At 40.7% G+C, this 14,391-nt stretch carries 11 protein-coding genes; all 11 read left to right on the forward strand.

All coding sequences use genetic code 11. The features are described from left to right. The first annotated feature begins 7 nt into the window (after positions 1-7). The 11 genes from dapA to ymfI all read left to right on the forward strand — a co-directional run bounded on the left by dapA (position 8) and on the right by ymfI (position 14,276). Positions 8-898, forward strand: coding sequence for a 4-hydroxy-tetrahydrodipicolinate synthase (gene dapA / locus JSQ81_RS19290; RefSeq protein ID WP_212605593.1), 891 nt, complete (start codon positions 8-10; stop codon positions 896-898). 108 nt (positions 899-1,006) lie between these two features. Further along, entirely contained in the window at positions 1,007-2,674 is a 1,668-nt protein-coding gene (locus tag JSQ81_RS19295) for a ribonuclease J (protein ID WP_212605594.1), read from the forward strand. 93 nt (positions 2,675-2,767) lie between these two features. Further along, positions 2,768-5,092: a DNA translocase FtsK gene (locus JSQ81_RS19300; RefSeq protein WP_212605595.1), complete on the forward strand. Its 2,325-nt coding sequence runs from the start codon at positions 2,768-2,770 to the stop codon at positions 5,090-5,092. A 162-nt stretch (positions 5,093-5,254) separates the two neighbouring features. Then, positions 5,255-5,980, forward strand: a complete 726-nt coding sequence (locus JSQ81_RS19305; RefSeq protein ID WP_212605596.1) for a GntR family transcriptional regulator — start codon at positions 5,255-5,257, stop codon at positions 5,978-5,980. A 50-nt stretch (positions 5,981-6,030) separates the two neighbouring features. Further along, positions 6,031-7,113: a BMP family lipoprotein gene (locus tag JSQ81_RS19310; RefSeq protein WP_212605597.1), complete on the forward strand. Its 1,083-nt coding sequence runs from the start codon at positions 6,031-6,033 to the stop codon at positions 7,111-7,113. Positions 7,114-7,253: 140 nt separating this feature from the next. Continuing rightward, positions 7,254-8,825, forward strand: a complete 1,572-nt coding sequence (locus JSQ81_RS19315) for an ABC transporter ATP-binding protein (protein WP_212605598.1) — start codon at positions 7,254-7,256, stop codon at positions 8,823-8,825. Then, positions 8,815-9,858 (forward strand): ABC transporter permease, encoded by a 1,044-nt coding sequence (locus tag JSQ81_RS19320; protein ID WP_212605599.1) that lies wholly within the window; start codon positions 8,815-8,817, stop codon positions 9,856-9,858. The genes JSQ81_RS19315 and JSQ81_RS19320 overlap by 11 nt, the downstream gene beginning before the upstream one ends. A 1-nt stretch (position 9,859) precedes the next feature. Beyond that, the gene (locus JSQ81_RS19325; RefSeq protein WP_212605600.1) at positions 9,860-10,819 is read left to right on the forward strand and encodes an ABC transporter permease; all 960 of its coding nucleotides are present in this window, start codon (positions 9,860-9,862) and stop codon (positions 10,817-10,819) included. 152 nt (positions 10,820-10,971) lie between these two features. Beyond that, the gene (yfmF, locus tag JSQ81_RS19330; RefSeq protein WP_212605601.1) at positions 10,972-12,255 is read left to right on the forward strand and encodes an EF-P 5-aminopentanol modification-associated protein YfmF; all 1,284 of its coding nucleotides are present in this window, start codon (positions 10,972-10,974) and stop codon (positions 12,253-12,255) included. Beyond that, a complete protein-coding gene (gene yfmH / locus JSQ81_RS19335) occupies positions 12,248-13,549 on the forward strand; it encodes an EF-P 5-aminopentanol modification-associated protein YfmH (protein WP_212605602.1) in 1,302 nt (433 codons plus the stop codon). The genes yfmF and yfmH overlap by 8 nt, the downstream gene beginning before the upstream one ends. Next, a complete protein-coding gene (ymfI, locus tag JSQ81_RS19340; RefSeq protein ID WP_212605603.1) occupies positions 13,542-14,276 on the forward strand; it encodes an elongation factor P 5-aminopentanone reductase in 735 nt (244 codons plus the stop codon). Before yfmH ends, ymfI begins: the two co-directional genes overlap by 8 nt. The last annotated feature ends 115 nt before the right edge of the window (positions 14,277-14,391 follow it).

Here is a 14,391-nt window from a genome sequence, read left to right on the forward strand (position 1 = left end):
TATTAGTATGGAACTTGGACGAATATCTACGGCGATGGTTACCCCGTTTTCATCAACGGGCGCCATCGATTTTGAAAAGACAAAGACGCTGATTGAACATCTTATTGCAAATGGAACAGATTCATTGGTCGTTTGCGGAACAACAGGTGAATCCCCTGCGTTAACAGCTAAAGAAAAGGAAGAACTCCTTTCATTTACAATGGAAACGGTGAATAAGCGAATTCCTGTTATTGCCGGAACTGGTTCGAATGCAACTGCTGAGTCAATTGAAAGCACGATTACGGCTGAGCAGGTCGGCGTCGATGGCATTATGCTTGTGACACCTTATTATAATAAGCCGAATCAGAAGGGATTGTACGCTCACTTTTCAACAATAGCCGAGAAAACAAGTCTTCCAATACTGTTGTACAATATCCCAGGACGTTCCGTTATTAATATGACTCCGGAAACGACAATTGCTTTATCGAAAGTGAAGAACATTCGTGCAGTAAAAGAAGCAAGTGGGGACCTCGAACAAATGGCGGCAATTATTGAAGGAATGGACGCTGGATTTAAAGTTTATAGTGGGGACGACGGGCTAACCTTGCCACTTCTTGCGATTGGCGGAAATGGTGTTGTTTCAGTAGCGTCACATGTCGTCGGAAATGAAATGCAGAAAATGATTACCGCATTTAATGAAGGACGTACACAAGAAGCGGCTCGCATGCACCGGGCGTTACTTCCATTGTTTCAAGAATTATTTGCTGCGCCAAATCCTGTACCAGTGAAATATGCATTGCAAAAAAACAATATTGACACTGGTGGCGTTCGGTTACCATTAATCGGGTATAACGAAGAAAATATGGCCTTTGATAAAGTATGGGCAAAGGTCAAAAACAGTGAACATATTTTTGTTTGACGAAAGCCGGTCTAGGAAACCGGCTTTTTTTGTTTGTACAAGAACGTTTCGTCCCGTATAATGAATCATAGTCGATATGGACGGGAAGTAGAAATAGGAGGAACAAAATTGACAAAAACAAAAAATGAACTAATACGAATTATTCCCCTTGGAGGGGTAGGAGAAATTGGGAAAGCGATGTATGTCGTTGAAATCGATGAAGAATTATTTATCGTTGATTCAGGACTCATGTTCCCTGAACGAGAAATGCTTGGAATCGATATCGTCATACCTGATCTTACATACGTTGAGGAAAACAAAGAACGCGTGAAAGGAATATTCCTGACGCATGGACATGAAGACGCGATTGGTTCACTAGCGTACTTATTACAAGTCGTGCAAGCGCCGGTATACGGATCGAAACTTACATTAGCGTTAGCGAAAGAGCATTTAAAAGAAATGCCTGCACCAGCATCCGTTCGCTTTTTTGAAGTGACAAACAAAAGCAGAATGAACTTTAATCGCACACACGTGACATTTTTCAATACGACTCATAGTATTCCTGATTCATTGGGAATCGTATTTAACACGAGTGAAGGTGCAATTGTTCACACTGGAGAGTTTAAGTTTGACCAGGCAGCAAAGGGAAAATATCGTCCAGATATCGGAAAAATGGCGAATTTAGGAGATGAAGGCGTCTTTATTTTAATGTCTGATTCTTCCGAAGCAGAGAGACCCGGATATACAACATCTGAATCTGTCATTGAAAAACAATTATCGCAAACATTTCATGCTGCAGAAGGTCGAATATTGGTTGCGTTATATGCATCCAACTTTATTCGAATTCAACAAGTGTTGGACACAGCATTTGAGACAGGCAAGAAAGTGGCCGTTGTCGGAAAGAGTCTTGAAAGCTACTTCGAGGTTGGCGTTAATCTAGGTTATTTAACGACTGAAGACGATGTCGTCATCCCTGTTAATGAATTAGAGAAATATGAAGATGATCAAGTTGTCATTATCGTCACTGGCAATAAAGGTGAACCATTGGATGCCCTGGAGAAAATCGTCAGAAAGCATCATGGCGATGTTCGCATTAAAGATACAGACACGGTTCTAATAACATTTACACCATCACCTGGTATGGAAGTATCGATGTACGAAACGATGAATGAGTTAGCTAAAAACGGTGCGACAGTATTGACGTCAAGCAAAAAAGTTCACGTTTCCGGACACGGTAGCCAAGAAGATTTGAAGCTTATGTTAAACTTGATGAAACCTAAATATTTCATCCCGATTCAAGGTGAATATCGCATGCTTATGGCGCATTCAAAACTAGCGCAAGAGGTCGGTATGCAAAAGACGAGCATATTTATAGCTGATAAAGGCGATATTGTAGAATATAAAAGCGGTAAAATGCGTATGAGCGGACGCGTGCAAGCCGGTAACGTATTAATTGACGGTATTGGTGTTGGCGACGTTGGAAATATTGTTCTCAGAGACCGTAAATTATTATCGCAAGATGGCATATTTACAGTTGTCGTGACGCTGAGTCGTAAAGATAAGCGTATAGCAGCAGGTCCTGAAATCGTTTCTCGCGGATTTGTCTATGTGCGTGAATCTGAGGAACTTCTTGATGAAGCAACTAAACTAGTTACAAAAATAGTTGAGAAACATGTGACTAAAAAGTCGTTTGAATGGACAGGGATAAAGCAAGAGATCCGTGACACGCTTAGCTCGTTCCTATTCCAACAAACGAAACGACGTCCAATGATCATACCAATTATTATGGAATACTAATCGAAACGCCAAATTAGGATCTAACCGCTCCGAAGGGTTTCCTTGCCGTCTGACCGGCGGGAAATCCTTTTTTTCAAGAAAGGAGGAGAAAATATGTCTAGAAAAAGAAAGGGAAAACGAAACGCGAATCAACGGAAAAAGAAACAACCGGGTTTGCATCCATTGTTGTATGAAGTGATTGGTCTTGCGATGATTGGTTTAGCCGTTATTATTATGTTTGAATTCGGACCGGCGGGAAGAGGTCTATCATCAGCCACGAGGTTTTTGTTTGGAAACTTGCATATTGCAATTCCATTTCTTTTAATTGTACAAGCTCTTATATTTATGATTATGCGAAAAGTGGGTGGATGGAAAAATCGGATAATGGGCGGAAGCTTGTTTATTCTTGCAAGCTTACTACTCTTTAGCCATGTTCATTTATTTAAAGAACTTAATGAAAGCCGTGTGCTAATGTCGGATTCAGCGCTGAGAGAAACATGGAAAGTACTGATCATTAATGATGGAATAGCGGATCGAACGGGCGCATTAGGCGGCGGAATGATTGGTGCATTTCTATTTGCGATGTTTTATTCCCTATTTGATTCCGCAGGAGCAACTGTTGCTGGTGTGTTATTACTGCTAATCGGACTCGTACTATTAACAGGAAAAGCATTGGTACCAATTATTGCGGAAAAGTTCCCGAAAATGGTTGAATCATTTAAAAAAACTTTTTCAGAAAGAGTTTCGCGTGACAAGAAAGAAAAGAAACCGAAAAAAGAGGAACCTAAGAAAACTAGGACTCGTCGCTCAGAAGTAAATGAAAAGCCTGTAATCGCTGAACCGATCATCGAGGACATTCCTTCACAACCAATTATTTCCACATTCACGGAACAGATAGACAAGCGTGCTAAAGATGAGGAAGCTGCTGTTATTGAAAAAGAGGTCGCTCTGGATTCAACAGATGCAGCTGTTAGCAATTTAGGTGCAATAATCGGTGAAGAAGAAAATGAATCTTATATATTACCGCCAAGTACTTTACTGACTGAAACGCCTCATAATGATCAGTCTGGCGAATATGACTCGATTCAAGAAAATGCGCAAAAACTAGAAGATACCTTTTTAAGTTTCGGCGTGAAAGCGCGCGTTGTACAAGTCCACCTAGGGCCAGCGGTCACGAAATATGAAGTACTACCCGCTACGGGCGTTAAAGTCAGTCGGATCGTTAGTTTGACAGATGATTTAGCACTGGCACTCGCGGCAAGTGATATTCGGATCGAAGCGCCAATTCCGGGGAAATCCGCCATCGGTATTGAAGTGCCGAATAGTGATGTTGCGGTCGTTAGTCTCCGGGAAGTCATTGAAGCAAAAGAAAATGATACACCCGAATCGAAATTAATGATTTCACTTGGTCGCGATGTTACAGGACAAGCTATACTAGCCGAATTAAACAAAATGCCGCATATGCTAATTGCTGGAGCAACCGGTAGTGGTAAAAGTGTTTGCATTAATGGGATTATAATAAGTATTCTTATGCGTACGAAACCGCATGAAGTGAAAATGATGATGATCGACCCGAAAATGGTTGAACTTAATGTCTACAACGGTGTACCGCATTTGTTAGCACCAGTCGTTACCGACCCGCGGAAAGCTGCTCAAGCATTGCAAAAAGTAGTTTCTGAGATGGAGCGTCGTTATGAACTCTTCTCTCATACCGGGACGCGAAATGTGGAAGGGTATAATAGTCATATTGACGAATGGAATCTAGAAAATGATGAAAAGCATCCACATATGCCTTATATTGTTGTCATTGTCGATGAACTTGCAGATTTAATGATGGTTGCGTCAAGCGATGTAGAAGATTCCATAACGCGTCTTGCGCAAATGGCACGTGCAGCGGGAATTCACTTAATCATTGCAACCCAGCGTCCGAGTGTTGACGTTATAACCGGCGTTATTAAAGCGAACATTCCATCACGAATCGCATTTGCGGTATCATCTGCAATCGACTCCAGAACAATATTGGATAGTGGCGGAGCGGAGAAGTTGTTGGGAAGAGGGGATATGCTGTTCTTGCCAGCAGGTGCATCTAAACCGGTTCGGATTCAAGGCGCTTTCGTTTCGGACCGCGAAGTCGAGGCTGTTGTCGACTTTGTCATTGAACAACAAAAAGCCCAGTATCAAGAAGAAATGATTCCGACTGAAATCGTTGACGTTCCACCGCACGAAGAGACAGATGAGTTGTATGACGATGCTGTTCAACTTGTTACAGAATTGCAAACGGCATCAGTATCGATGTTACAACGCCGGTTTAGAGTCGGTTATTCCAGAGCTGCACGCATCGTAGATCAGATGGAAATGCGCGGAGTTGTAGGACCGCCGGATGGAAGCAGGCCGCGTCAAGTGCTTATTAGTAAAGAAGAAGCTGACATTCATTCGTGAATTAATGTGGAATTTAGTACAACATTGTTACTAAAGTTTGGTAATCGCATGTTTATTTTAAATCTATGTTTATTTTGTGGGACGAAAGTGATATAGTGAAATTGATTAGTAGTGATATTCAAATAGCAATGAAAAGTCTGACCATCTAGAGGACGGTGATACATGATGACGAGTGCGGGGAAACTACACTACTTGCAAGTAATTGAAATTTTGAAAGAGAACATTGAATCAGGGGTTTTTAAAGAAAATGATCGTCTGCCTTCAGATTTTGAACTTGCCGAGAAATTTGATGTTACTCGAACAACTCTTCGAAAAGCATTAACTATTTTAGAAGATGAACGAGTACTAACCCGCCGACACGGGGTTGGTTTGTTTATTAATCCAAAACCAATCTTTACATCAGGTATTGAACAGTTGGAAAGTGTATCCGCAATGATAGAAAATGCGGGAATGGAACCAGGCACAATTTTTATGGATGTCTCAGATACAGATCCTACAGATGAATGTGTCTCGCAATTCGATTTCGCGGAAGATGAAAAACTTGTCGCGATTAAACGTGTTAGAACGGCAGATGGGGAACCAGTTGTCTATTGTGTTGATAATTTACTGTCGAAATATTTACCGAGTGAAACCGAAGAACTTTTTAGTGTCTCTATTTTTGATGCAATTGAGCAATCCGGTAATGTTCGCATCGTGCAAGCAATCGCACAGATTGAACCAGTCGGTTATGATGAAGAAGCATCCTCGATTTTACGTTGCGGCGTAGATGTGCCACTTCTAGTTTTAAAACAACGGCATTATACTGACGACGGAGAAATGGTCCTGTATTCGAAAAACTATTTCCGTGCAGATAAATTCAGTTTTCATGTCGTGCGAAAAAGGGTATAAGACGTTTATACGTCCTTACTAATATAAAAAAATAATAGGAGGGTCTTACATTGAGAAAAAGTAAATTAGGTCTTGCACTAGCAATGATGCTTGTTATCGGTGGTTTGCTCGGCGCTTGCGGTACTGATAAAGGTAAAGACAAAGGCAAAGACGAAGGCACGACAGGTTCTAGCGAAGTAAATGAAGATGCAGTATCGGTAGCAATGGTAACGGATACAGGCGGCGTTGACGACAAATCGTTTAACCAATCTGCTTGGGTAGGGATCCAAGAATACGGTAAGAAAAGCGGTTTTACTAAAGGCGATGGTGGTTTCGACTATTTAAAATCAGATGATGCTTCGGACTACGAGGCAAACTTGAATCGACTTGTTCGTCGTGACTTCGATGTCGTTTATGGTATCGGATTCCTTCTGAAAGATGCAATTGAAACAATTGCTGAGCAAAATCCCGATACTATGTTTGGACTTGTGGATGAAGAATCAGACGTCGAAAACGTTGCAAGTATCATGTTTAAAGAACAAGAGGGTGCATTTCTTGCAGGTGCTGCAGCTGCACTTATGACAAAATCCGATAAAATTGGATTTGTTGGCGGTATGGAAATTCCAGTTATTGAACGTTTCCATGCAGGATTTGTAGCAGGCGTTGCAGCTGTTAAACCTGATATCAAAGTAGACGTACAGTACACGGGTAACTTTGACAAAGCTGAAGATGGAAAAGCGGCAGCAAACCGTATGTACACTTCTGGTGTTGATATCATTTTCCACGCAGCGGGCGGAACGGGTAATGGTGTATTCTCGGAAGCGAAAGAACGTAAATCAGCAAATCCGGATGAGTTCATTTGGGTAATCGGCGTTGACTCGGACCAATACGAGGAAGGCCAAGTAGGTGACCATAACATCACACTTACTTCTATGCTTAAACGTGTTGACCTATCAGTTATTAGCGTAGCAGAACTTGCCGAAAAAGGTGAATTCCCTGGCGGCGAAATTACACGCTATGGTATTGCTGAAGGAATGATTGAGCTTGCAGATTCGCACGGTGCGATTCCACAAGATGTACTTGACAAAATCGATGAACTCTCAAAAAAGATTGTTGATGGCGAAATTGTTGTACCAGAGGATCCAAAACAATAATATTATAAATAGTAAAAGGCCGGTTTTTTCCGGCCTTCCTATTTTATCGAATGTAAATTAATACAAGAAAGGTTTCCTCCAGAATATGGAATCTTTTCTTGTATTAATTTTGTAAGTCAATTATTAAGGGAGTGAACCCATTGGAATACGTCATTGAAATGCTGGATATTAGAAAAGAATTCGGTAATTTCGTTGCGAACGATAATATTACACTTCAGCTAAAAAAAGGGGAAATCCATGCTCTTTTAGGTGAAAATGGCGCTGGTAAATCGACATTAATGAACGTTCTTTTTGGCCTTTATCAACCTGAAGGCGGGGAAATCCGGGTTCGTGGCGAAAAAGTCGCGATTTCTAATCCGAATATCGCCAATAACTTGGGAATCGGAATGGTTCACCAGCACTTTATGTTAGTTGAAAACTTAACAGTAACGGAAAATATAATCTTAGGTAACGAACCGAAAAAGATGGGAACCATCAATATTCGCGATGCTGCAAAAAAAGTCGCGGAAATTTCAAAATTATACGGGTTGAATGTGGATCCTTATGCGAAAATCTCAGATATTTCTGTCGGCATGCAACAACGTGTAGAAATTTTGAAAACGCTTTATCGAGGGGCTGAAATCCTGATATTCGATGAACCAACTGCATCTTTAACACCGCAAGAAATTGATGAGCTATTTATTATTATGAAAAAGTTGATTGAAGAAAATAAATCAATAATCTTAATAACGCACAAGCTTCAGGAAATTATGGACGCCACAGATCGTGTAACTGTCATTCGTAAAGGGCAAGGAATTGGTACAGTAATTACAAGTGAAACGAATCCTGAAGAGCTTGCCACATTAATGGTTGGTCGACAGGTAACCTTCAAAACGGAAAAAGGTCCATCGAATCCGGCGGATGAAGTTTTACATATTGAAAATCTTGTTGTGGAGGATTACCGTGGTGTACCAAAAGTTAAAGGATTAAATTTATCGGTTAGAAAAGGTGAAATCGTTGGGATTGCAGGAATTGACGGCAACGGTCAAAGCGAACTTATCGAAGCCATCACTGGGTTACGCAAAATAAAAGAAGGAAAAATATCCATTAACGCCAAAGATATAACAGGTAAACGTCCACGAGAAATCACGGAAACAGGACTCGGCCATATTCCGCAGGATCGCCATAAGCATGGATTAGTTTTGGAGTTCTCTGTCGGCTATAACGCCGCGTTGCAATCCTATTATCATGCGCCTTATTCGAAAAACGGCATTATGAATTATAAAGTCGTTTCTGAAAAAGCTAAACAGATTATTGAAACTTATGATGTACGAACGCAAGGGGAGCATGAACCAGCACGCGCTCTTTCCGGCGGTAATCAACAAAAGCTGATTATCGGTCGAGAAGTAGAACGTAATCCGGATCTGTTAATTGCAGCACTGCCGACACGAGGACTTGATGTCGGAGCGATTGAATTTATCCATAAAAGATTGATAGAACAGCGCGATAACGGTAAGGCCGTTTTGTTAATTTCTTTTGAGCTTGATGAAGTTATGAATGTATCTGATAGAATAGCAGTTATCTATGATGGTCAAATTGTTGATACCGTAAATCCATCAGAAACAACTGAACAAGAATTAGGTCTGTTAATGGCTGGTCACCAGAAAAGTGAAATGATCGTAGTTGGTGATGAAGTTGTACTGAAAGAAGGTGAGGATGGAAATGTCGAATAGAGTTATCAATCTATTAGTCCCTATCGTTTCCATCGTATTGGGCTTAATTGTCGGGGCGATTGTCATGATATTCAGCGGATATGATCCGGTTGCGGGTTATATCGCATTGTGGAATGGTATCTTTGGGGATGCTTATGCAATTGGAGAAACAATTAGACAAATTAGTCCCTATATTTTAGCCGGTTTAGCGGTTGCATTCGCTTTCCGTGCAGGCTTATTCAATATAGGGGTTGAAGGACAACTAATTGTTGGTTGGTTTGCGGCTGCATATGTTGGATCGGCATTTGATTTGCCGAAGATTATTCACTTGCCGTTTGCCTTGATTGCAGCTGCTTTAGCAGGAGCATTATGGGGATTTGTGCCAGGGATTTTAAAAGCTACATTACGAGTTCACGAAGTTATCGTTACAATTATGATGAACTATATTGCTCTTCATGTGGTCAATGCGTTAATCAAAACGGTATCGGGAACCTATAAGACAGAAAAAATTAGTGAAACAGCATCACTTCGATCTGAATTTTTATCCAATCTAACGGATTATTCAACACTGCACTACGGCATATTAGTAGCGCTTGCAATGGTTGGGGTCATGTGGTTTTTATTGGAGAAAACGAAAACTGGCTATGAGTTGAAATCGGTTGGCTTCAACGAACATGCCTCGCAATATGCCGGCATGAATGTAAATCGAAACATCATTCTTTCAATGGTGATTTCAGGTGCATTCGCAGGACTTGCAGGTTCAATGGAGGCGCTTGGCACATTTGGCTATTTAGCCAATATGGGCGGTTTTACAGGTATTGGATTTGATGGTATCGCTGTTGCATTATTAGGAGCGAATACACCGCTGGGAGTCATTTTCGGTGCATCATTATTCGGTTCGTTGAAATACGGTGCAGGGAATATGCCGAATGAGGCTGGGGTTCCGACAGAGATTGTTTCAATCATTATTGCACTCATTATTTTCTTCGTTGCTTCTGGATATATCATTCGAGTAATCCTTAATCGCATGAATAAGAAAAAGGGGGCAAAGTGAAATGGGTTTTCTTGATATTCTTTATTTCATCGTACCAATTACAATTTCATACGCAGCGCCTCTAATTTTTACTGCGATAGGCGGGGTTTTCTCTGAACGTTCGGGTGTTGTCAACATCGGACTTGAAGGGTTAATGGTTATGGGGGCTTTCATCGGGATTTTGTTTAATTTAACATTTGCGGGTACCTTTGGCGCCTGGACACCTTGGTTAGCCTTGCTTGCTGCAATGATTGTATCGGCAATTTTTTCAATCATGCATGCGGTCGCATCGATTACTTTTAGAGCCGATCAAGTTGTATCTGGTGTTGCGATTAATATGTTAGGGATTGCTGTTGCATTATTTACAGTGAAACTAATTTTTGGAAAAGGGCAGACAGACTTTATCCAACGTAGCATTCCGCGTTTCAACGTTCCATTTTTAGAAGATATCCCGGTTCTGGGTCCATTATTTTTTAAGGGAATCTACGGTTCTTCCATATTAGCGGTACTGGTTGCGCTATTGGCATGGTTTGTGATTTATAAAATGCCGTTCGGTCTTCGATTGCGGTCTGTTGGTGAACATCCAATGGCAGCAGATACGATGGGGATTAACGTGACGAAAATTCGTTATATTGCGGTCATTATATCCGGCGGACTTGCTGGTATCGGTGGTGCGATTTATTCTCAAACGATGACGAATGATTTTGGACATGCGACGATTAATGGACAAGGATTCATGGCGTTAGCCGCGATGATTTTTGGTAAATGGCATCCGATCGGTGCAATGGGCGCTGCCTTATTTTTCGGGTTTGCACAAGCACTAGCGATTAGTGCACCTTCCATTGAATTCTTGAAAAACGTTCCAACCGTTTATCTACACATCTTGCCGTACGTTTTGACAATTTTAGCACTTGCCGGATTTATCGGTAGGGCAACAGCTCCAAAAGCAAGTGGGCAACCCTATATTAAAGGCCAACGTTAAGAAATTAGAAGCTACCTTGAAAGTCGTAAAAGACTTCGGGTAGCTTTTTAATTTTTTTGAACTTTTATAACCCTACTAATTTGCATGAAGGGCCAGTTGGAATGTATAGTGATGTGAGTATGACTCATATTAACAAAAACAGAGGTGTTAGGATGTTTACTAAAAATCGATTAGAACAAGGTGTAACATTATATACCCGTAAGTCAGATCAATTCAAGACAGTAAACTTTGCTGTGAAGTGGAAAAGTAATTTGGATGTAAAGACCGCGGCCACACGTGCTGTGCTTGCAAACGTTTTAGAGGATTCGAACGGCATGTTCCGCACGCAAACAGCACTCCGAAATAAATTGGATGATTTATATGGAACAATCATGTACACGGGGGTAGCAAAACGCGGCGACACGCATATTTTGTCATTGAATATTGAATGTGTGAATGATGAATATCTAACAGATGGCGGCGTTCTAGATGAAGCAATAAAATTACTTGGAACTTTTATTTTCAATCCGAATCTTGAGGGTGGAAATTTCAATTCTGACATCGTGGAACGGGAGAAAAAATCAGTTCGTGAAAGAATTCGATCGCAATATGATAATAAAACAAGTTATGCCCAACAGCGCATGCTTGAAATCTTGCGGCCGAATAGCCCGATTTCGACTAGCTCGGATGGCACAGAGGAAGCAGTAGCAGAGATAACACCTGAGACAATACTTGCAACTTATAAATCGATGATTGAGGAAGACACCGTTGACATTTATGTTGCAGGCGATATCGACGAGACGGAAATTGCCGAAAAGTTAAAAGCGGTTCTATCGTTTGGCGCTCGTCCCGCGCGTAAAGTAGAAACATTTAAGACAACAGAAAAGACCAATCGGGCCGAACCTGAACATGTGAACGAAAAGCAAGACATGAAACAAGGAAAGCTCCACCTGGGCTTTAGTACGCCTATTACTATTTATCACCCCGATTACACCAAAATGCAAATGATGAATGGTGTGTTTGGCGGTTTTGCTCACAGTAAATTATTTATGAATGTTCGTGAAAAAGAAAGTATGGCCTATTACGCGTCTAGTTCTTATGCTTCCCATTATGGGCTAGTTTCTGTCATGGCAGGGATTGACGCCAAACTAGAAGAAAAAGCTGTATCGCTTATTAAGGAACAACTTTTAGCACTTCAAAATGGAGAGATAACGGATCTTGAATTAGATCAAACTAAAGCTTTACTAACCAATAGTATTACTAGTACATTCGATTCGGCAAGAGGGCAAATAGAAGTATACGATCAGTTTAAAGAACTTGATGAAGATTTCACTGCGGATTATCTCATTGCCAAATGGGATGCCGTTACGAAAGATGATGTGAAGAAGATGGCAAAGGACGTTCAATTGGAAGTCGTTTATTTGTTGTCGGGTAAGGAGGGTACTTCTAATGAATAAAGTGCATTTTGAAAACTTGCAGGAAACTTTATATAATGAGAAGTTGGAAAACGGTCTTGACGTTTATATTTTACCAAAACGTGGATTTTCAAAGACATATGTAACCTTTACAACAAAATACGGTTCTATCGACAGGACATTTATTCCGCTTGGTAAAAATGAAGAAGTAACTGTACCTGACGGGATCGCTCATTTTCTAGAACATAAACTATTTGAAAAAGAAGATGGTGACGTGTTTCAAGAATTTAGCGTTCTGGGCGGATCGGCGAATGCATTTACATCATTTACGAGAACTTCTTATCTTTTTTCTGCAACGGATAAATTATATGAGAATACGAAAGTGCTCCTTGATTTCGTGCAGGAACCCTATTTCACGGAAAAAACTGTTGAAAAAGAAAAAGGGATTATCGGACAAGAAATCACCATGTATGATGATCAACCAGACTGGCGTTTATATTTTGGCATGATTGAAAATATGTTCCATGAGCATCCGGTGAAAATCGATATTGCGGGAACAATTGAATCGATTGATGAGATTACTGCTGAACATTTACATGAATGTTACGAAACATTTTATCATCCATCAAATATGGTGTTTTTTGTCGTAGGTGCTGTGGATCCAGAAGAAATGATGAATTTCATAAAGGAAAACCAAAACAACAAAACATTTAGTCAACCAGAAGAAATCACTCGAAGTTTTCCGGAAGAACCCGATTCTGTTGCCCAACAGGAACGAACGCTTTCAATGGATGTAACAAAACCGAAACTTAGTTTTGGTATGAAGTGCACAAAGACGGATGTTTCAGGTGAGAAAATGCTCATCCGTGAACTCGCATCTGAACTGGTAATGGATGTTTTATTCGGAAGATCATCCGAATTTTACGCGAGAGCTTATAAGAATGATTTAATCGATGAATCTTATTCATACAGCTTTATGCTGGAAAACGGATTTGGCTTCTCAATGATTTCATCCGATTCCGAAAATCCTGAGGATCTGGAAAAAGCAATTCGGTCTACGCTGAAAGAAGCAACGACGACATGGCCGATAACAGATGAAGATTTGGATCGTCAAAGAAAACGAAAAATCGGTCAATTTATGCGTTCTTTAAATTCAATTGAATTTATTGCAAACCAATTTACCAGATATTCGTTTAACGATATGAATTTATTTGATGTCGTTCCTACACTTGAAAAAATGACGCTTGAAGATTTGAAAAACGCTTTCTCAACGTTCAATGATGAAAGTGGTTTTACAGTTTATAAAGTTCTTCCAGCAGAAAAAGAAAATGCATAATCAACGCTTTGCGGTAGTCCTAGGTGCATCTGGCGAGATTGGGCAGGCAATTTGTCATAATCTCGCGGCGCTTGGATGGTCGCTTTACATTCATTTCAATGAAAGTGAATTAGAAGCCGAAAACCTACAAGTGACATTAAGCAAGCAGTTTCCGGAGCTTTCTTTTAAAGTCGTACAAGCTGATTTTTCGAGAAGTGACGGTGCAAAAGTATTGGTGGAACAATTAACGGACGTACATGCCGTTATTGTTGCAAATGGCCAGCCAATGTACAAATTGCTCTCCGAAACAACTACGGCGGATATGGATGCGCTTTGGAAAGTCCATGTTCAAAATCCGGCTCAATTCATCGGCCTGATTTCATCGAAACTTCGACTTAGCAACCCATCTTATATTGTTTTTATCGGCTCAATCTGGGGAAACACTGGGGCCGCTGGAGAAGTTATGTATTCAGCAGTCAAAGGTGCCCAGCACGCTTTCGTTAAAGCGTACGCAAAAGAAGCTGCTTATTCCGGTGTCCGTGTTAATGCGGTTGCACCAGGATGGATCGAAACACGGATGAATGATTTGATTCCTGAAGATGAGCGGCAAATGATAGTCGATGAGATCCCGCTTATGAAAGTAGGAACACCAAAAAATGTAGCAGATGCGGTTGAGTTTCTTCTTAGTGGAAAAGCAGACTATATGACAGGAGAAATAGTAAAAGTGAATGGCGGATGGTATATTTAACAAGTTTTCGACGCATATATACGCAAAATCCAACTTAATTCTTGTAATATCTCCAGCTTTTTACTTTATTCCTTTTCTTACTGTCTAAAATCCGTTATCATGGAACTATGTACGT

This window comes from Sporosarcina sp. Marseille-Q4063 (assembly GCF_018309085.1).
In the GTDB taxonomy this organism is placed as follows: domain Bacteria; phylum Bacillota; class Bacilli; order Bacillales_A; family Planococcaceae; genus Sporosarcina.

Bases quoted from the DNA above. Each gene is read 5' to 3' on its own strand.
- yfmH (WP_212605602.1), top strand. From the start codon at position 12,248: ATGAATAAAGTGCATTTTGAAAACTTGCAGGAAACTTTATATAATGAG.
- ymfI (WP_212605603.1), top strand. From the start codon at position 13,542: ATGCATAATCAACGCTTTGCGGTAGTCCTAGGTGCATCTGGCGAGATT.
- yfmF (WP_212605601.1), top strand. From the start codon at position 10,972: ATGTTTACTAAAAATCGATTAGAACAAGGTGTAACATTATATACCCGT.
- JSQ81_RS19305 (WP_212605596.1), top strand. From the start codon at position 5,255: ATGATGACGAGTGCGGGGAAACTACACTACTTGCAAGTAATTGAAATT.
- JSQ81_RS19300 (WP_212605595.1), top strand. From the start codon at position 2,768: ATGTCTAGAAAAAGAAAGGGAAAACGAAACGCGAATCAACGGAAAAAG.
- JSQ81_RS19325 (WP_212605600.1), top strand. From the start codon at position 9,860: ATGGGTTTTCTTGATATTCTTTATTTCATCGTACCAATTACAATTTCA.
- dapA (WP_212605593.1), top strand. From the start codon at position 8: ATGGAACTTGGACGAATATCTACGGCGATGGTTACCCCGTTTTCATCA.
- JSQ81_RS19320 (WP_212605599.1), top strand. From the start codon at position 8,815: ATGTCGAATAGAGTTATCAATCTATTAGTCCCTATCGTTTCCATCGTA.